At 60.4% G+C, this 18,086-nt stretch carries 15 protein-coding genes, 1 pseudogene and 1 other annotated feature; of the genes and pseudogenes, 15 read left to right on the top strand and 1 reads right to left on the bottom strand.

What is annotated here, in order from left to right; genetic code table 11:
- The first annotated feature begins 50 nt into the window (after positions 1–50).
- From QEG70_RS16135 to QEG70_RS16060, 15 genes and pseudogenes are all read left to right on the top strand, one after another.
- A pseudogene (locus QEG70_RS16135) lies at positions 51–1,285 on the top strand (IS3 family transposase).
- Positions 338–454, top strand: a sequence feature (AL1L pseudoknot). It overlaps the preceding pseudogene by 117 nt.
- 745 nt (positions 1,286–2,030) lie before the next feature.
- Positions 2,031–2,453 carry an NADH-quinone oxidoreductase subunit A gene (locus QEG70_RS16125; RefSeq protein ID WP_308721551.1) on the top strand — a complete coding sequence of 141 codons (423 nt, stop codon included), beginning with the start codon at positions 2,031–2,033 and terminating at the stop codon, positions 2,451–2,453.
- The gene (locus tag QEG70_RS16120; RefSeq protein WP_308721590.1) at positions 2,453–3,088 is read left to right on the top strand and encodes an NADH-quinone oxidoreductase subunit B; all 636 of its coding nucleotides are present in this window, start codon (positions 2,453–2,455) and stop codon (positions 3,086–3,088) included. Before QEG70_RS16125 ends, QEG70_RS16120 begins: the two co-directional genes overlap by 1 nt.
- A gap of 4 nt (positions 3,089–3,092) precedes the next feature.
- Complete coding sequence (gene nuoC / locus QEG70_RS16115; RefSeq protein ID WP_308721550.1) at positions 3,093–4,862, top strand: NADH-quinone oxidoreductase subunit C/D; 1,770 nt, start codon at positions 3,093–3,095, stop codon at positions 4,860–4,862.
- Positions 4,849–5,340: an NADH-quinone oxidoreductase subunit NuoE gene (gene nuoE / locus QEG70_RS16110; RefSeq protein WP_308721549.1), complete on the top strand. Its 492-nt coding sequence runs from the start codon at positions 4,849–4,851 to the stop codon at positions 5,338–5,340. Before nuoC ends, nuoE begins: the two co-directional genes overlap by 14 nt.
- Positions 5,337–6,635: an NADH-quinone oxidoreductase subunit NuoF gene (gene nuoF, locus QEG70_RS16105; protein ID WP_308721548.1), complete on the top strand. Its 1,299-nt coding sequence runs from the start codon at positions 5,337–5,339 to the stop codon at positions 6,633–6,635. The genes nuoE and nuoF overlap by 4 nt, the downstream gene beginning before the upstream one ends.
- A 2-nt stretch (positions 6,636–6,637) precedes the next feature.
- Complete coding sequence (nuoG, locus tag QEG70_RS16100; protein ID WP_308721589.1) at positions 6,638–9,364, top strand: NADH-quinone oxidoreductase subunit NuoG; 2,727 nt, start codon at positions 6,638–6,640, stop codon at positions 9,362–9,364.
- Positions 9,361–10,314 carry an NADH-quinone oxidoreductase subunit NuoH gene (gene nuoH, locus QEG70_RS16095; RefSeq protein WP_308721547.1) on the top strand — a complete coding sequence of 318 codons (954 nt, stop codon included), beginning with the start codon at positions 9,361–9,363 and terminating at the stop codon, positions 10,312–10,314. Before nuoG ends, nuoH begins: the two co-directional genes overlap by 4 nt.
- Positions 10,315–10,342: 28 nt before the next feature.
- Positions 10,343–10,855: an NADH-quinone oxidoreductase subunit NuoI gene (gene nuoI / locus QEG70_RS16090; protein WP_308721546.1), complete on the top strand. Its 513-nt coding sequence runs from the start codon at positions 10,343–10,345 to the stop codon at positions 10,853–10,855.
- A gap of 5 nt (positions 10,856–10,860) precedes the next feature.
- A complete protein-coding gene (nuoJ, locus tag QEG70_RS16085; RefSeq protein WP_308721545.1) occupies positions 10,861–11,361 on the top strand; it encodes an NADH-quinone oxidoreductase subunit J in 501 nt (166 codons plus the stop codon).
- A 1-nt stretch (position 11,362) separates the two neighbouring features.
- Complete coding sequence (nuoK, locus tag QEG70_RS16080) at positions 11,363–11,674, top strand: NADH-quinone oxidoreductase subunit NuoK (protein ID WP_308721544.1); 312 nt, start codon at positions 11,363–11,365, stop codon at positions 11,672–11,674.
- A gap of 4 nt (positions 11,675–11,678) precedes the next feature.
- A complete protein-coding gene (gene nuoL, locus QEG70_RS16075; RefSeq protein ID WP_308721543.1) occupies positions 11,679–13,649 on the top strand; it encodes an NADH-quinone oxidoreductase subunit L in 1,971 nt (656 codons plus the stop codon).
- Positions 13,646–15,139, top strand: coding sequence for a complex I subunit 4 family protein (locus tag QEG70_RS16070; RefSeq protein ID WP_308721542.1), 1,494 nt, complete (start codon positions 13,646–13,648; stop codon positions 15,137–15,139). The genes nuoL and QEG70_RS16070 overlap by 4 nt, the downstream gene beginning before the upstream one ends.
- Positions 15,136–16,590: an NADH-quinone oxidoreductase subunit N gene (locus tag QEG70_RS16065; RefSeq protein WP_308721541.1), complete on the top strand. Its 1,455-nt coding sequence runs from the start codon at positions 15,136–15,138 to the stop codon at positions 16,588–16,590. The genes QEG70_RS16070 and QEG70_RS16065 overlap by 4 nt, the downstream gene beginning before the upstream one ends.
- A 43-nt stretch (positions 16,591–16,633) precedes the next feature.
- Complete coding sequence (locus tag QEG70_RS16060) at positions 16,634–17,134, top strand: CBS domain-containing protein (RefSeq protein ID WP_308721540.1); 501 nt, start codon at positions 16,634–16,636, stop codon at positions 17,132–17,134.
- Positions 17,135–17,162: 28 nt separating this feature from the next.
- Here the strand turns inward: QEG70_RS16060 and ligD are convergent, their stop codons facing one another.
- On the bottom strand, positions 17,163–18,053 hold the full coding sequence (gene ligD, locus QEG70_RS16055; RefSeq protein ID WP_308721539.1) for a non-homologous end-joining DNA ligase: 891 nt from the start codon (positions 18,051–18,053) through the stop codon (positions 17,163–17,165).
- Positions 18,054–18,086: the final 33 nt, after the last annotated feature.

Below are 18,086 nucleotides of genomic sequence, written 5' to 3'. Positions count from 1 at the left end.
TGAACTGCCCCGGGTTTACCGGAGAGTAAAACTCTTGAAGGATGAGCCCTATGATAGAGAAGAAGAAAACATCACGTTATTCGCCTGAGTTACGTGAACGTGCCGTGCGCCTTCTGGATGAGCGGCGGTCGGATTACCCAAGCCTATAGGCGACCTGTCGCGAGATTGGTGGCAAACCTGGATGCTCGGGCGACAGCCTGCACGACTGGTGGAAGCAGGCCCGACGGGACGCTGGGGCGCAACCGGGACCGACCACGGCCGAGACAGCACGGATCAAGGCGCTGGATCGTGGGGTCCGTGAACTGCGTCAGGCTAATGAGATCCTTAAGAAGGCCTCGGCTTATTTTGCTCAGGCGGAGCTCGACCGCCCGTTTCGCAAATGATCGCGTTTATTGAAGCCTATCGTGCCGATTACGGGGTTGAGCCAATCTGTCGCGTTCTGCCGATTGCCCCGTCCAGGTTTTACCAGCAGGCGGTCATGGCAAGAAATCCGGCCAGGGCCAGCCCGCGTGCCCTGCGCGATAGGGAACTGATGGAACATATCTGCCGGATCTGGCGGGACAACCGTGCTGTTTATGGTGCGCGCAAGGTCTGACACAGCCTGCACCGTGAGGGGTGACAGGTTGCACGCTGCACTGTTGAGCGCCTGATGCGGCAGATGGGTCTGAAGGGTGTAATCCGGGGCCGGAAGGTCATCACGACCCGTCCAGATACGGCGCGCCCCTGTCCCGATGACAGGGTCAACCGGCAGTTCCGGGCCGAGAGCCCCAACCAGCTATGGGTCTCAGACTTTACCTATGTCCAGACCTGGAATGGCATGGTCTATGTGGCGTTCGTCATTGATGTGTTCGCCCGCAGGATCGTGGGCTGGAAAGTCTCGACTTCCATGACCACCCGGTTCGTGCTCGACGCCCCTGAACAGGCCATCTGGCAACGAAAGCCCGCAGGAAACAAGGCGCTGATCCATCATTCGGACCGTGGATCACAATACCTGTCGATCCGGTATACCGAACGCCTGGCACTGGCTGACATCGATGCCTCGGTCGGCACGGTTGGTGACAGCTACGACAATGCACTGGCGGAAACCATCAACGGTTTATACAAGGCCGAGGTCATCCATCATCTGGGGCCATGGAAATCCATGGCGCAGGTCGAATGGGAAACCCTCAGATGGGTGGACTGGTACAATAACCGACGCCTGCTGGCGCCAATCGGCTACAGGCCTCCCGCCGAAGCCGAACGCGCCTTCTATGCAGATCAGAGCAGACTTGATCTCGCAGCCTGATTACTGAACAAATCGCTCTCCGGTAAACCCTGGGCAGTTCAGAACTGGCCAACCCGCCGTCAGGCTACTGCCGCCATCTGCCAGTATATCAATGGTTTCTGCAATCCACGTCAACGCTATTCATATCTGGGCGGCATCAGCCTTCTCGCTTTCGAAGCAAGAGTGGCATAATCACTTCCTGACCGGCACAGAACCGTCACAAGTCCATAACCGACCTGATCTTTCCACCTGCCGGGGCTGATCGCATCATGACCTTTCTGAAAATGGCATGACCAGATTCAGGCATATAAAGATAACCCTTCTTGACGGCAACAAATAATCAAAACGTTTTACGATCTGCTTCTGGACGATAAATGGAATATCACGAACCGCTGAATTATGAAGAACCCGCATAGTTTACGGTGTAGCGCCTCATCAACAAAGCCAATGTAGAAAGCCATGAGGCGATGTTCCTGCGGGAAGAAGATCATGATCTCGCCCTACACGATCGACATATCTGACGAACGGCTTGCCGCAATCAGGGCCAATGTCGAAGCTTATCATGATCACACCGCAACTTCCCCTTTACATACGCGTATAAGCGACTGACAGCATATTCCGGCATTCCATACATCCAGCTGGAATACGTAGGGGGTGCCTGTATGCCCCTCCTGAAGCAGTGTCTGGTTATGGCCTGTCAACGCGAATAGCATTATACAGATTGCCTCCGTTCAAAATAAAACCAAAAGAAGCGGAATTGCCAGTTATGGAAACAATGTACAACATATGGTCAGTATTTTCGTATGCTATAGTCATAGGAATACTGCTTGCCGGTATGCTTGGACTGTCTTCCATCACCGGCACCCAGCGAACCGGCGGGAGCATGGGCCGTTCCATGTCTCAACCCTTTGAATCCGGCATCGTACCCACGGGGTCGGCACATCTGCGGTTGCCTGTACAATATTATCTGGCAGCCATATTCTTCGTCATCTTTGATGTCGAAACAGCCATTCTGCTGACATGGGCAACCGTTGTAACACAAACGGGCTGGATCGGTTATACGGCGGCCCTCATCTTTACTGTCTTTCTGGTCATTTCTCTTGTCTATCTGTGGCGTGCCGGGGCACTGGACTGGGGGCCACGGGTCCACCTGCGCCAGGTAACGGATACGCAGAAGGATCATGTATGATGAACTGGTCCCTTTCCTCCCCCCATGCGGCTGGCAATGCCCAACCTGCGCCCAGCTTCAGTGAGACTGTGCGCCGCAATCTTGTCATGGGCCGGTTGCAGGATTTTGTGGCATGGGGGCAGAAAAACTCCATCTGGCCGCTGAATTTCGGCCTGTCATGCTGTTATGTGGAAATGGCGACCGCCTTTACCAGTCGGTTCGATATTGCCCGCTTCGGTTCTGAAGTCCTGCGCGCCACGCCACGTGAAGCCGACCTGATCGTCATTTCCGGCACCGTGTTCGTCAAGATGGCCCCGGTCATCCAGCATCTGTACAACCAGATGCTGGAGCCGCGATGGGTCATTTCCATGGGTTCCTGCGCCAATTCCGGCGGCATGTACGATATCTACAGTGTCGTGCAGGGCGTGGACAGCTTCCTGCCGGTGGATGTGTACGTTCCCGGTTGTCCGCCCCGCCCCGAAGCACTGCTGGAAGGCCTGCTGTTGCTGCAAAAATCCATTGGCGCGCAGCGCAGGCCCCTTAGCTGGCTCATGGGCCCGCAGGGTGCCCAACCCGTAACACCGCCCAGCCTGCGCGATGAAAAACGCGCCGGGCGTCAGGCCATGCGCGACCTGCGTACGCCCGACGGGGTCTGACACCATGGCTACCACCCTTCTTTCTCCTGCCCGCGAACAGGGCCTGGCGGATATCATTTCGCACCATCTGCCAAATGGCTTTCTGGCCACCCAGCCTGCGTGTGACGGCGTGCCCACCCTCTGGATTGCGGCTGCTGACCTCCGCCCCGTCATGGCCGCGCTGAAGGCATCGGCCGCCATATCCCTCATGCTGCTCGACCTGACCGCCATAGATGAACGTCAGCGCACCCACCGTAACGGACAGCCACAGGCCGCATTCACGGTCGTCTATCATCTGATCTCGCTTGCCACCCGCACGGATGAGGTGCGGATCAAGGTGCCCCTTGGTGCAACTGCCCCGGCCCTTCCCAGCATCTGCGACCTGTGGCCGGGCGCCAACTGGTATGAACGCGAGGTCTGGGATCTGTTTGGCATTCACTTTCATAACCATCCCGACCTGCGCCGCATCCTGACCCCGCCCACATGGACCGGGCACCCCCTACGCAAGGACCACCACGCCCGCGCCACCGAAATGCCGCCCTACAGCCTGACGGAAGAACACGAGGCATGCGAACAGGACGCCATGCGCTTTGACCCGTCCGCATGGGGCATGCGGCGGCATAGTGACCATAGCGATTTCATGTTCCTCAATCTCGGCCCCAATCACCCCAGCGTGCATGGGGTGTTCCGCATCATGCTGCAACTGGAAGGCGAGCGGATTGTCGATGCCGTGCCCGATATCGGCTTTCACCACCGCGGCGCGGAAAAAATGGGAGAACGCCAGTCCTGGCACACCTACATCCCCTATACCGACCGGGTGGACTACCTCGGCGGGGTCATGAACAATTTCCCCTATGTGATGGCGGTCGAGACACTGGCGGGGATTACCGTGCCACCACGGGCACAGATGATCCGTGTCATGCTGGCGGAACTGTTCCGCATTGCCAGCCATCTCGTATTCTACGGCACCATGGCGCAGGATGTGGGGCAGCTTTCGCCGGTATTCTACATGTTTACCGACCGTGAGCGCGTATTCGGCATCATCGAGGCGATATGCGGCTTTCGCATGCACCCGGCATGGTTCCGCATTGGCGGCGTGGCCATGGATCTGCCCGAAGGGTGGGAAGGACTGATCCGTGCTTTTCTTGATGACCTGCCGGAGCGGCTGGATGAATACGATGCAATGGTCATGCGCAACCCCATCTTCCGCGCCCGGACGAAAGGGATCGGCGCCTATACCACGACGGAAGCCATTGAATGGGGCGTCACCGGGCCGGGGCTGCGCGCCACAGGGCTTGCGTGGGATTACCGCAGGCATGCGCCCTATGCCTGTTACGACCAGCTTGAATTCGATATTCCCACCGGCACCAACGGCGACTGTTATGACCGGATTGCCGTGCATGTGGAGGAAATGCGCCAGAGCCTGCGCATTATCCGCCAGTGCGTGGACAACATGCCAGCAGGCCCGGTCAAGGCCGACCACCCGCTGACAACCCCGCCACCAAAGGCGCGGACGATGCATGACATTGAAACCCTGATCCACCATTTCCTCAGCGTAAGCTGGGGGCCGGTCATTCCACCGGGGGAGGCACGGGCCAGCATCGAAGCCACGAAAGGCGTGAACACCTATACGCTTGTCAGCGATGGCGGTACCACGTCCTACCGCACCCGCATCCGCACCCCGTCCTTTGCCCACCTGCAGATGATCCCGCTGCTCAGCCGCGGCATCATGATCGCGGACCTGATCGCGATCCTGGGCAGCATCGATTTCGTCATGGCCGATGTTGACCGCTGAAAATCCCCTGCCCGCGCCCGTGCGGGCGGAAATCCTTGCCCTTGCGGCGCAGGAACTGTACCCGCGTGGGGCGAGTGTCGCGGCCCTGCGGCTGGTGCAGGCCCGCTTTGGCTGGGTCAGCACCACGCATCTCCGCGAAGTGGCCGACCTACTGGGCATGTCGGCCGATGATCTGGATGGTGTCGCCACCTATTTCAACCTGCTGTTCCGCAGGCCGGTCGGGCGGCATGTCATCATGCTGTGTGACAGCGTTTCGTGCTGGATCATGGGGCGCGAACCCCTATGCGCCCATCTGTGCCGGAAACTGGGCATAAGACCCGGCGAAACCACGGCGGACAACGCCATCACCCTGCTGCCCACGGTCTGTATCGGGCATTGCGACCACGCCCCGGCCATGCTGGTGGACAACGCCCTGCATGGAGATGTGGACACGGCTATCCTCGATCACCTGATCGACACGCTGAGGGACATGCCATGACACCCCCTTCCGAACGGCCCCTGACCGCCATGATCGACCCGGCTACCGGCCCACCGGACTGTGCTGCATATGAACATGCAGGCGGCTGGCAGGCCACGCGCAAGGCATTGAGCAGCCTTGCCCCGGCCGAGATCATTGACATGGTAACACGCTCAAAACTGCGCGGGCGCGGGGGCGCTGGTTTCGGGACCGGGCAGAAATGGAGCTTCGTGCCGAAGGAGCCCGCAACGGATCGCCGCAAATACCTGATCGCCAACGCTGATGAGATGGAACCTGGCACCTTCAAGGACCGCCTGCTGCTTGAAGGCAATCCCCTGCAACTGATCGAGGGGATGATACTTGCGGCCTACGGCGTGCAGGCAGGCCATGGAATCATTTTCCTGCGCGGGGAATATGATCTGGCCTGCACCCGCCTGCACCGCGCAATCGGGGAAGCACGGCAGCAGGGCTGGCTGGGCGGGAATATCCTGGGCTCCGGCTTCAGTTTCGACATTCACGTGCATTCCAGCGCCGGGCGCTACATATGCGGCGAGGAAACCGCCCTGCTGACCGCGCTGGAAGGCCGCCGGGCCACACCGCGCAGTAAGCCGCCCTTTCCCCAGACCGGCGGGTTGTGGGGCGCGCCGAGCGTGGTGAACAATGTCGAGACACTGTGCAACCTGCCCCACATCATCGCCAATGGGCCCGAATGGTTCGCGGGCCTCGGGCTGGGAGAGGATGGTGGCACCAAGATCTATGGTGTCAGCGGCCGGGTGGCAAAACCGGGCGCATGGGAACTGCCCATCGGCACGCCGCTGCGCCAGATCATCGAGGAGTATGCAGGCGGCATGCGCTCTGGCTACCGGCTGCGCGCCCTGTTGCCCGGCGGGGCATCCACCGCTTTTCTCGACGCAGCCGCCATCGATGTCGCGATGGACTACGGGTCGGTGGAAAAGGCGGGCAGCAGGCTTGGCACCGGCATGGCCATCATTCTCGATGACCGGACCTGCCCCATCGGCATGATCCGCAACCTGGAACATTTCTTCGCACAGGAATCCTGCGGGTGGTGCACCCCATGCCGTGACGGGCTGCCATGGGTGGAACGCCTGCTGGACGCAATCGAGGACGGGACAGGGCAGGATGAGGACATGGACCAGCTTGCCCGTCATGCCCGCATGCTCGGCGCTCCCGGCCGGACCTTCTGTGCCCATGCACCGGGGGCAATGGCGCCGCTTGTCAGCGGGCTGAAACTTTTTGCCGCCGATTTTGCAGCCCATATCCAGCAGGGCCGCTGCCCCCTGCAGGCGGGAGCATGACCATGACCTCCATCCGCATTGATGGCAGGGACTGCCCCACCCGCGCCGGCATCAACCTGCTGCAGGCCTGCCTGGAAGCGGGGGCCAACCTGCCCTATTTCTGCTGGCATCCCGAACTCGGCTCCGTGGGCGCGTGCCGCCAGTGCGCCATCAAGCAGTTCAGCGGGCCCGATGACACGAAGGGCCGCATCGTGATGGCCTGCATGACCCCCGTCAGCGAAAACACCATCATATCCATCGACGACCCGGAGGCCCGCGACTTCCGTGCCAGCATCATCGAATGGATGATGGTCAACCATCCCCATGACTGCCCGGTGTGCGAGGAAGGCGGCGAATGCCACCTGCAGGACATGACGGTCATGACCGGGCACAACACCCGCCGCTACCGCTTCACGAAACGGACCCATCGCAACCAGGACCTCGGGCCATTCGTGAAGCACGAGATGAACCGCTGCATCGCCTGCTACCGCTGCGTGCGCTTCTACCGTGATTATGCGGGCGGGGATGATCTGGCGGTCTTTGCATCGCATGATAATGTCTATTTCGGCCGTGCCGAAGATGGTACGCTGGAAAACGCCTTCAGCGGCAATTTGGTGGAAATCTGCCCGACCGGCGTCTTTACCGACAAACCCTTCTCCACCACCTATAGCCGCAAATGGGACATGCGCGGCGCGCCCTCGGTGTGCGTACATTGCGCAGTGGGCTGCAACACCCTTGTCAATGCACGCGAGGAAACCCTCCGCCGCGTCCTCAACCGCTACAATACGGATGTCAACCGCTACCTGCTGTGCGACCGGGGCCGGTTCGGGCATGGTTTTGTCAACGCACCAACGCGTATCCGCACGCCGCTGCGCGGTATTGGCGGGCAGCAGGTGCCCATTTCCATGGCAGACGCCCTGACAACCTTCGCCCGCATGGCAGCACAGGGCCGGATCGTGGGCATAGCCTCCCCTCGCGCGGCACTGGAAACCTGTTTCAGCCTGCATGCGCTGGTGGGGCCACAGCATTTCTGCACCGGCCAGACGCGGCAGGAACAGGAATGCACGGAACTGGCCCATGCCCTGCTTGCCCGCCATCCCGGCGCCCTGCCCACCCTGCATGAAATGGAAAGTGCCGATGCCGTTGTGGTGCTGGGGGAGGATGTATGCGCCACCGCCCCCCGGCTTGGCCTGTCACTGCGGCAGTCGGTGCGGCAGGCTTCCCTCCATACGGCCGATGAGGCAAAAGTGCCGCGCTGGATGGATGCGGCGGTGCGCACACTGGGCGCCGAATGCCCATCCGCCCTGCATGTGCTGACACCCGCCCCAACCGGCCTGGACGATGTGGCGGCACAAGCCCTTCGCGCCGCGCCGGATGATATTGCCCGGCTGGGCTTTGCCATCGCCCACGCGATCGATCCTGCCGCCCCGCCGGTTACGGACCTGTCGCAAGACGACACGCAGCTTGCCGCGCGCATTGCGCATGCGCTCATGGCAGCGCGCAGGCCGCTGGTCGTATCGGGCATGCAGTATGGCTCTCGCCCGCTTATGCAGGCCGCCGCCAGCATTGCCGCAGCCCTTGCGCACACCACGCCTGAAACCGGCCTGTCGCTGGTGCTGCCGGAGTGCAACAGCATGGGGCTGGCCATGCTGGGAGGGCTGCCGCTGGAAACGGTGATGGAACAGGCACGGGCGGGCGAAATTTCCACCCTGATCATTACGGAAAATGACCTGACCCGCCACCTGTCCCCGGCGGATGTGGCGGAACTGGTGGCGGCGGTTCCCGATATTGTCGTGATCGACCATACGGAAACACCGCTATGCCAGCAGGCCAGTCTTGTACTGCCCGCCAGTGCCTTCAGCGAATGCAGCGGCACGCTGGTCAGCCAGGAAGGCCGGGCGCAACGCTTTTTTCAGGCGGTTTTTCCCTCTGCCCCCATCCAGACCGGCTGGCGCTGGGTTCAGGCGCTGGCCCGCAGCCTTGACCCGTCCACGCTCCATATAACGGGGCTGACCGGCTGGCGGGATCTCGATGATGTCCTTGCCGCGCTCGGGGTGGCATTCCCCCCTCTTGCCCCTGCGGCACAGGCCGCACCGAGAGCGAATTACCGTATGGATGGCCAGAAACTGCGCAGCCAGACCTACCGCGCCAGCGGGCGGACCGTTATCCGTTCCTTCATCAATGTGCACGACCAGCCACCGCCCGGCAGTCCGGACATGCCGTTCAGCAGTTCCATGGAAGGCGCCTATGGGCCGGACATGCCCGCAGCACTGGTTTCGGGTTATCAGGCATCTCCATGGAATTCGGTTCAGGCGCTGAACCGTTTCCAACATGAAATCGGTGGTCCCATGCGTGGCGGGGACTGCGGTATCCGGCTGTTACCCGGCACCGGACACCCTGATGCGAAACCGGCTTATGCCACGGATATTCCCCGCCCCTATGCCCTGCAGGCTGATACCGTTCTGGTACTGCCCGATACGCGCCTGTTCGGTAGCGAGGAACTGAGCATGTTTTCCCCGCCCGTCAAGGCGCGCGCAACCGCGCCAGCGATGGGGCTGCCCGCCAGCATGGTGACATCGAGCCACATGGTGCTGCATCTGGACGATGGGCCGCATGTACTGCCCGTGGAACCCGTGCCCGGACTGCCTGCGGGTATTGCCCTGTGCCCGGCGCACATGGTCGCGCGTGCGTTCCGTTTCCCCTGCATGGCCCGGCTGGAGCGGATAGCGGACGAAGGAGAGCGGTCATGACATATTCAGCGTTCTTCACCATCATTCTCACGCCACTGGTCATCCTTGGCCTTGCCACCGTGCTGACATGGGTTGAACGGCGGCTGCTGGGGTTATGGCAGGACCGGTATGGCCCCAACCGCGTGGGGCCCGGCGGCATGTTCCAGGCCGTGGCGGATGGAACCAAGATCCTGTTCAAGCAGGACTGGATCCCTCCCTTTGCCGACCGGGGCGTATTCATCCTTGCTCCGGCCATCGGCATGATGACGGTCCTGCTGTCCTTTGCCGTCATTCCGGTCACGATGGGCATGGGCATTGCGGGGGACATGAATGTCGGGCTGCTGTTCGTCCTCGGCATGATGGGGCTTGGGGTCTATGCCGTGGTGCTGGCCGGGTGGTCGTCCAACAGCAAATACGCACTGCTGGGCGGCATGCGGGCGGCAGCGCAGATGATCAGTTATGAAGTATTCATGGGGCTGTCCCTGCTGGGCGTGGTCATGATGGCGGGGTCATTCAACCTGCATGATATTGTGGCAGCACAGGCGGGGGTATGGTTCATCATCCCGCAATGCCTTGGCTTTGGGGTGTTCATGCTGGCTGGCATTGCGCAAACCCACCGCCTGCCCTTTGACCTGCCCGAAGGGGAGAACGAACTGGGGGCGGGATTCCATACCGAATATTCGGGCATGAAATTCGGCATGTTCTTCATTGCCGAATATGCCGGGATCGTTCTGGTCTCAAGCCTTGTCACCACGCTCTACCTTGGTGGCTGGCGCGGGCCGTTCCTGCCCCCTGCCATGTGGTTCGCGCTCAAGACCGGGGTCATGATAATATTTTTCATCCTGCTGCGCGCCAGCCTGCCCCGCCCGCGTTACGACCAGTTGATGGCGCTGGGCTGGAAAATCCTGCTGCCGCTTTCCCTGCTCAATGTCATGGCGACCGGAACCATCCTCATGCTGCGTGCGTCTTGATGACACGCCTGATGCAAAGGCATCTCTCATGCTTGATACCCTACGCACCCTGTTCCTGACGGCGCTGCATGCCTTCCACCGGCGCGCGACCGTGCAGTATCCAGAGCAGAAACCCTATCTGCCGCCACGCTATCGCGGGCGGATCATCCTGTCGCGCGATCCCGATGGGGCGGAGCGGTGTGTTGCATGCAACCTGTGCGCCGTCGCCTGCCCGGTGGACTGCATAAGCCTGCAGAAAACCGAAGCGGACGGGCGGTGGTACCCGGAATATTTCCGCATCAACTTCTCACGCTGCATTTTCTGCGGCTTCTGCGAGGAAGCCTGCCCCACCTACGCCATACAGTTGACGCCCGATTTTGAAATGGGCGAATACGCACGGCCCAACCTTGTTTATGAAAAGGACGACCTGCTGATAAGCGGGACCGGCAAATATCCCGATTACAGTTTCTACCATGTTGCGGGCATTCCCGTTCCCGGCAAGGATCGCGGCGCATCCGAACGTGAGCGCCCGCCCGTCGATCTTCATTCCCTGCTGCCGTAACCATCATGCATGCCCTGGCCCTTCTTGCCGCCAGTGTGACCGTTGTGGGGGCCATCATGGTGATTACCCGGCGGGTGGCGGTGCATGCGGTGCTGTACCTGGTGGTAACGCTGCTGGCGCTGGCGGCCGTGCTTGTCATGCAGGGGGCATCGTTCGCGGCAATGCTGGAGATCATCATCTATGCCGGCGCGATCATGGTGCTGTTTGTATTCGTGATCATGATGCTCAATCTGGGCCAGACGGACAGCACGCGTGAAAAGGAATGGCTGCGCCCCCGCGCGTGGCTGGGGCCGGGCATTCTGGCCACCATCGTGTGTGCGGAACTGCTTTATTGCCGCCGTCCACTATCCGGGCCTGCGCCCGCCCTTGCTCCCATTACGGCGCATGATGTGGGGCTGAGCCTGTTCGGTCGCTACGTACTGATGGTGGAACTGGTGTCGTTCCTGCTGCTGGCCGGTCTGGTCTCGGCCTTTTACATCGGGCGCAACCGGATGGGGAGGCACTGATATGCCCGCCTTTTCCTTCAATGACACATTGCTGCTGGCCACAGCCCTGTTTTCGGTCGGGCTGGCAGGGATTCTGGTCCGGCGCAACATGGTGTTCATGCTGATGTCACTGGACATCATGCTCAATGCGGCAGCCCTGGTGTTCGTAGGTGCGGGCGCGCGCTGGCATGATGCGACAGGACAGGTGATGTTCCTGCTTATCCTGGCCCTTGCCGCCGTTGAAACGGCGGTAGGGCTTGCCCTCATCGTGTGCCTGCATGCTCATGGGCGCCCTACGCTGGATGCCGATACCGGCAACCTTCTGAAGGGATAGGACCATGGCCACATTCCTGATCCCCATCCTTATCCTCTGCCCGCTGGCCGCGTCCCTGATCACATTCGTATCCGCCGGGCGCATGGACGCGCGCGGTATCGGGATGGTTGCCTGCGCCGGGGTGGGAATTTCCGCCGTAATCAGCATCATCCTGTCCGTCATGCTCCTGTCCGGGCCGGTGACGGGCGTACTGCAGGTGACGCTGTGGCCATGGATGCATATGCCCGGATTTTCAGCAGATATCGCCTTCATGCTGGACCGGGTTTCCATGCTCATGATCCTGGTCGTTACGGTCGTGGGGCTGCTGATCCATATCTATGCCGCCAGTTACATGTACCACGATCCGGGAATTGCCCGCTTTTTTGCCTGCATGACCCTGTTTGTGGCGGCCATGCTGGTGTTGGTTCTAGCATCCGACCTCCTGTGCCTGTTTATCGGGTGGGAAGGCGTGGGGCTGTGTTCCTACCTGCTCATCGGGTTCTGGTATGACGATCCCGCCAATACCGTGGCCGCCCGCAAGGCCTTTTACATGACACGCATGGGGGATGTGGCATTGCTGTGCGGCCTGCTGCTGCTGGTGACCGCAACGGGGGGCTCCCTGCGTATCGGAACCGTGCTGGCGGCGGTTGCAAACGGGCAGCTCGCCCCGTCTGGCATCAACATGGCGGCGCTTTTCATACTGGTGGCAGCCCTTGCCAAATCGGCGCAGATCCCTTTCCAGACATGGCTGCCGGATGCCATGGCAGGGCCGACACCGACCTCTGCCCTGATCCATGCCGCCACGATGGTGACGGCGGGTGTCTATCTGATCGCACGGCTGCATGATCTGTTTGCCATGGCGGTACCCGTCATGGCGCTGACGGCCGTACTGGGGGCGCTGACACTGCTCATGGGGGCATGCACGGCGCTGGTGCAGTCCGATCTCAAGCGTATCCTTGCCTGGTCCACGATCAGTCAGCTTGGTTACATGTTCCTTGCCCTGGGGTGCGGGGTATGGCAGGCGGCGCTGTTTCACCTGATGACCCATGCCTTCTTCAAGGCGCTGCTTTTCCTGACGGCGGGCGCCATCATCATGCGCGCCCATCATGAACAGGATATTTTCCGCCTCGGTGGCCTGCGCCACACCATGCCGGGACTGACTGCAGCCTTTGTTGCAGGCGCATCCTCGCTGGCCGGTCTGCCACTGGTCACGGCCGGGTTCTACAGCAAGGAAATGATCCTGTCGGGTGTATGGTCCGCCCATTTCAACCTGACACATGGATGGACCCTGAGCGGGCCTCCATTATGGGGAATGGCCCTGCTGGGGGCCTTCCTGACCGCGCTGTATATTTTCCGCTGCGTATTCATCGTCTTTTGCGGTAAGGCGGGAACCGGGGCTGCAGGCCGGACGTCACGTCTCATGAGCATTCCGCTGGGCTGTCTCTGCATTCTCTCTCTGTGCGGCGGCGTTATTGAAATGCCCGATACGCTGCTTCCCCTGCACCTGTTCAGTGGCCTTCTTGATCCGACAGCAGTGCTGTCGCATACGCATCAGCCTGCCTGGCTTGTGATGGCAGGCGCAGGGGCGCCGCTTGCCGGGCTTGGAGTTGCATGGGTGTTGTGGGGGCGTTCTTCGCCTGTCATGCGCGAAATACCCGGACAGGCACCCGTCATCTGCCCTGTCCGCACGGGTCGGGGCATGGATGCGCTGTATCATTATGCGTTCGTGCAGCCCTTTTGCCTGCTGGCATGGCTGACACGGCTTGATATCCTCAATCATGCCGTTACCGGAACAGGGCTGTTGATACAGACGGCCAGCGCCCGAATATTCAGGGCACGGGCCGATTTTCTGGGCAGACTGGCCATACAGGCAACCCGTATGATCAGATGGGCAGGTCATCTGCTGGGCCTGCTCCACAATGGTCGCGTGCGATGGTATGCAGCATGGATCGCAGGCGGCCTGTGCGCGGGTCTTGCCATGGCGGTGCTGTCATGAACCCCCTTCCCGCCCTTGTGCTGCTGCCCCTCATGGGTGGGGTTCTGGCCTGGGTGGCCGGGCGCATGCGCGCTCCTATCAACCCCTCTACGTCGTGGTGGGTGGTGCTTGCGACCCTGAGCGTGGAAACACTTATACTCGGCATGGTCACATTCGCCCATCGCGCCCATGCGGGGCCATGGCTGGAGCATTTTTCCATGCCATGGATTCCGGCCATGGGCATTGCGGTCAGGCTGGACATGGATGGTCTTTCGCTATCGCTGATCTGGCTTTCGCTTATCCTGTGCTTTCTGTGCGTATTCCTTGCCACACGTCAGGTCACGGCCCATGCCGGGGCATTCCATTTCCTGTTCCTTGCAACCCTTGCGGGCATTATCGGGACATTCCTGGCAACCGACCTGTTTGTGTTCTTCTTTTTCTGGGAACTGATGCTGGTGCCGATGTTCGTGCTGATTGCCGCATGGGGGCATGAGGACAGGCAGCGCGCCGCGATGAAGTTTTTCATGTTCACGCAAGGCAGCGGACTGCTCATGCTGCTTTCCATCCTTGGTCTGGTCATGGCGCATGACCGGCTGACCGGCGTACTGACATTCGACATCTTCACGCTGGCGCAAACGCCGCTTTCTCCTGCTCTTTCCATGCTGCTCATGCTGGGTTTCTTTACCGCCTTTGCCGTCAAGCTCCCTGTCGTGCCGGTGCATGTCTGGCTACCCGACGCCCACACGCAGGCGCCCACGGCGGCCAGCGTGCTGCTCGCGGGTATCCTGCTCAAGACCGGGGGGTATGGCATGATCCGCTTCAATGTCATGCTGTTTCCCGATGCAGCCAGCCGTTTCGCGCCCATTGCTATGGGGCTTGGCGTTGCCGGCATCCTGTACGGAGCGTGGCTGTCATGTGCGCAGGATGATGTCAAACGCCTGATCGCCTACAGCAGCATCAGCCATATGGGCTTCGTGCTGCTTGGCATCTTTAGCGGTTCAGCCATGGGCATGCAGGGAGCGATCATGCAGATGCTGGCCCACGGATTGGGCACGGCAGCCCTTTTTGTGATTGCAGGGGCTATTCAGGACCGGCTGCATACACGTGACATGAATCGGATTGGCGGGTTGTGGGCAGCCATGCCACGCCTGTCTGGTATGGGGCTGTTCTTTGCCGTGGCATCACTCGGCATGCCAGGACTGGGTAATTTTACCGGCGAGTTCCTTGTTCTGCTGGCGACATGGCATGTCAGCCCAGCTACCGCGACGCTCGCGGCCATAGGGCTTGTTCCTGCCGCCATCTATGCGCTGCGCATGGTCAACCGCATATTCCTGGCAGCCCCCCGGGCAGGCCTGCCTTCGCTGGAGGACTTTCCGGTCCGGCATATGGCGGTTCTGGGCTGCATCATGACCTTCCTGATCGTGCTGGGCCTGTATCCACAGCCTTTCAGGACATTTTCCGTCCCATCCCCCCTGTCCGTTACGGCCAGCCAGGAGGATCACACGCCATGACCGGGCATGATGTTTTCCTGCCAATGCCACTGATGGTGGTCTCTTCGGGCATCATGGTCATGCTTGCTGCTACGACGTGGCGACGTTCGGTAGAGCGCAGCTTTGTGGGGAGCATGGTGACACTGGTGCTGGCCCTTGCGGTCATGGGGTACCATACAGGCAGAATGCCCGATACGGGTAGCAGCCTGTTCATTCAGGACTGGTGGGCAGGCTATACAGCCATCCTGACCATATTTTCCAGCCTGTGCATCCTGCTCATGGCATGGCGGGATGCGGGGCATGACCGAACCACGCTGGTGGATGAATATCCCCTGCTGTTCATGCTGGGCACGCTTGGCGCGCTGGCCATGGTGTTCAGCGCAAATTACATGTCCTTTTTCCTGGGGCTGGAAATACTGGGCATCTCCCTCATGGGGCTTGCGGCCTTCCGGCACCGCTCCTTCATGCAGGGGTGCGAAGCGGCGATGAAATACCTGATCCTGTCCGGGGTTTCTTCCGCCATTCTCCTGTTCGGTATCGGTCTGGCCTATGGCATTACGGGATCACTGCGGTTCATACCCCCTATCGCGGCCGGGGATATGCCTGCCGCCCTGCCCGTTGCCGCCACGGTCATGATCCTTGTCGGCATGTTCTTCAAACTTTCTGCCGTGCCCTTCCATATGTGGCTGCCTGACGTGATGGAGGGCGCACCCGTTCCCGTAGCGGCGTTTTTGGCTGTGGTCTCCAAAATTGCAATATTTGCGTCGCTTGTGCGCTATTTCGGCACGGGAAACCAGCCGCCCTTTTTCGATGACATCCTGTCTGTCGTCATTACCCTGACCATTCTGGGCGGTAACCTGCTTGCATTGCGCCAGACCAGCCTCATACGCCTTCTGGCCTGTTCATCCATTGCACATGTGGGGTATCTCCTGATTGCTTTTCTCTGCCCCGGCCGCCTGCAATCGGGGGCCATCACCATTTATCTTCTGGCCTATACCGCCAGTACATTGGGCGTTTTTGCCACCATCACCGCCTTTGCCATCCATGAAGGGCCAGATGGCACGGCTATCATGCAGTGGAAGGGACTGTTTTTCAGCCGCCCGTTCCTGGCTTCGGCCATGTCGCTCATGCTGCTTTCGCTTGCGGGTATTCCGCCTGGCATCGGCTTTTTTGCCAAGTTCGAAATCGTGGCAACCGGCGTTGAATACCCGCGTGGCCTGCTGCTGTGCGTACTCATGATCGGCAGTATTATCGGGTTGTATTATTACCTGAACATCATCCGTATGATGATGACAGCCCCCTCGTTACCATCCCCCCGCCAGAACCGGCATGCCCGCCCGGAACTGACGGTGCTTGTCATCGTTCTGAGCATGATCGTGGTCATCGGTGGGCTTTTACCCGCCCGCGCCATTCATTCACTTCTGCCTGCCCCCGCCGGGCCGCCTGCAGTGCAGGACAGGATGGTGCCTTGACGGACCTGCTTTCGATTACCCAAAACATGGAAAGGGTTCTCCCATGTCCTCTCGTGTTTTTCACATTCTGGCGCAAAAAGGCGGTACGGTCATTACCGTCAGGGCAGATGACCCCATTCTCGGTGTCGCCACCACGCTGACGCAGCATAATATTGGCGGGGCCCCCGTTCTTGATCCTGATGGACAACTCCTTGGCCTCGTATCGGAAAAAGGGATTGTCCACGCGCTCTCCCACCACGGTGCAGACATAATTACCCTGACGGCAAGGGACATCATGACAAAAGATATGCCGACCGCAACACCTGAAGACAGTATTTATGATCTTGCCTGCCGCATGACATATTCGCGCAACCGGCATGTGCCCGTGCTGGAAAACGGCAAACTCGTCGGACTGGTCAGTATTGGCGATATTGTCAAGCTGCGTGCCGAAACTGCAGAACAGGAAGCCCGGGAACTGCAGGACTACGTAACAGGCAGCGACCATGGGGCCGTCCAGCCACCGGCTGACACGCCCCTCCACCAGTGCGGGGAAAAGAAAAACTGATCTCTTTGCTGCCCTTTGGGGCTGCAGGTCAGCCATTCACTGTTCCAATCGGTCGTCGCGCGGCATGAAAATCCGCCCATGGGTCCGTACGCTGCGAGGCAAGCCGTTCCATGGTGTTGCCCAATGTGAACTGGGCCGGGCCCGTAAGGGTGCCCAGTTCCGCCCAGCTTACCGGCATCGAGACAGGAGCGCCGGGGCGTGCGCGGGTTGAATAGGGCGCCACGGATGTCGCCCCGCGCTGGTTTCGCAGGTAATCGAGCAGGATCCTGCCATGGCGCTTTACCTTGGAAACAGTCGTAATAAAACGCTCCGGGCTGTCGGCCGCCATATCCTGCGCCAGAGTATGGGTAAAGGTTTTTACACCTAGCCAGTCGGCCACCGGCTCAAGCGGGGCGATAACATGCAGCCCCTTGCCGCCAGAGGTCTTGACGAAGGCGGCAAGCCCGGAGGCTTCAAGCCGCGCACGCACTTCCCGTGCAGCTGCAATGACAGATGCCCATTCCACGCCTTCTCCCGGATCAAGATCCATGACCAGTTGGTCGGGTTGCTCCCAGTCGCGGCATGAGGCCTCCCATGGATGAATTTCCAGTGCAGTTCCCTGCACCAGCCCCATAAGGCCATCAAGATCATGGATACCGATCAGATGGCCCTGCTGCGCGTTCTGCGGATCATCAAGCGTTACGATATGGGCGTTCATGCCCTTCCATGCGGTTTTCTGAAAGAAGCACGGCCCCTCTATCCCTTCCGGGCAACGCAGCAGCGCCAGTGGCCGGTCAATAATGAACGGAGCCATGCGTGGCCATATAGCTTTATAGTAATCGGCCAGACCTTCCTTGGTTATACCGGCGTCTGGCCAGTAAATCCGGTCCGGATGGGTTAGCGTAACAGTATGCCCGGTTCGGGGCGCGGATGTTTCCATGGCAGGCATCCTGCGTTCGTTCTCGTGTGCGGA

The sequence above is a fragment of the Komagataeibacter xylinus genome, assembly GCF_031081985.1.
Taxonomy (GTDB): domain Bacteria; phylum Pseudomonadota; class Alphaproteobacteria; order Acetobacterales; family Acetobacteraceae; genus Komagataeibacter; species Komagataeibacter xylinus_E.
Note: the sequence above shows the minus strand (reverse complement) of the source record. Positions and strands in the feature narration are given on the sequence as shown.

Excerpts from the sequence above, each read along its gene's own strand:
- nuoC (WP_308721550.1), top strand. The coding sequence starts at position 3,093 with ATGGCTACCACCCTTCTTTCTCCTGCCCGCGAACAGGGCCTGGCGGAT.
- ligD (WP_308721539.1), bottom strand. The coding sequence starts at position 18,053 with ATGGAAACATCCGCGCCCCGAACCGGGCATACTGTTACGCTAACCCAT.
- QEG70_RS16070 (WP_308721542.1), top strand. The coding sequence starts at position 13,646 with ATGAACCCCCTTCCCGCCCTTGTGCTGCTGCCCCTCATGGGTGGGGTT.
- nuoF (WP_308721548.1), top strand. The coding sequence starts at position 5,337 with ATGACACCCCCTTCCGAACGGCCCCTGACCGCCATGATCGACCCGGCT.
- nuoE (WP_308721549.1), top strand. The coding sequence starts at position 4,849 with ATGTTGACCGCTGAAAATCCCCTGCCCGCGCCCGTGCGGGCGGAAATC.
- QEG70_RS16125 (WP_308721551.1), top strand. The coding sequence starts at position 2,031 with ATGGAAACAATGTACAACATATGGTCAGTATTTTCGTATGCTATAGTC.
- QEG70_RS16065 (WP_308721541.1), top strand. The coding sequence starts at position 15,136 with ATGACCGGGCATGATGTTTTCCTGCCAATGCCACTGATGGTGGTCTCT.
- nuoI (WP_308721546.1), top strand. The coding sequence starts at position 10,343 with ATGCTTGATACCCTACGCACCCTGTTCCTGACGGCGCTGCATGCCTTC.
- nuoL (WP_308721543.1), top strand. The coding sequence starts at position 11,679 with ATGGCCACATTCCTGATCCCCATCCTTATCCTCTGCCCGCTGGCCGCG.
- nuoH (WP_308721547.1), top strand. The coding sequence starts at position 9,361 with ATGACATATTCAGCGTTCTTCACCATCATTCTCACGCCACTGGTCATC.
- nuoK (WP_308721544.1), top strand. The coding sequence starts at position 11,363 with ATGCCCGCCTTTTCCTTCAATGACACATTGCTGCTGGCCACAGCCCTG.
- nuoG (WP_308721589.1), top strand. The coding sequence starts at position 6,638 with ATGACCTCCATCCGCATTGATGGCAGGGACTGCCCCACCCGCGCCGGC.
- QEG70_RS16060 (WP_308721540.1), top strand. The coding sequence starts at position 16,634 with ATGTCCTCTCGTGTTTTTCACATTCTGGCGCAAAAAGGCGGTACGGTC.
- QEG70_RS16120 (WP_308721590.1), top strand. The coding sequence starts at position 2,453 with ATGAACTGGTCCCTTTCCTCCCCCCATGCGGCTGGCAATGCCCAACCT.
- nuoJ (WP_308721545.1), top strand. The coding sequence starts at position 10,861 with ATGCATGCCCTGGCCCTTCTTGCCGCCAGTGTGACCGTTGTGGGGGCC.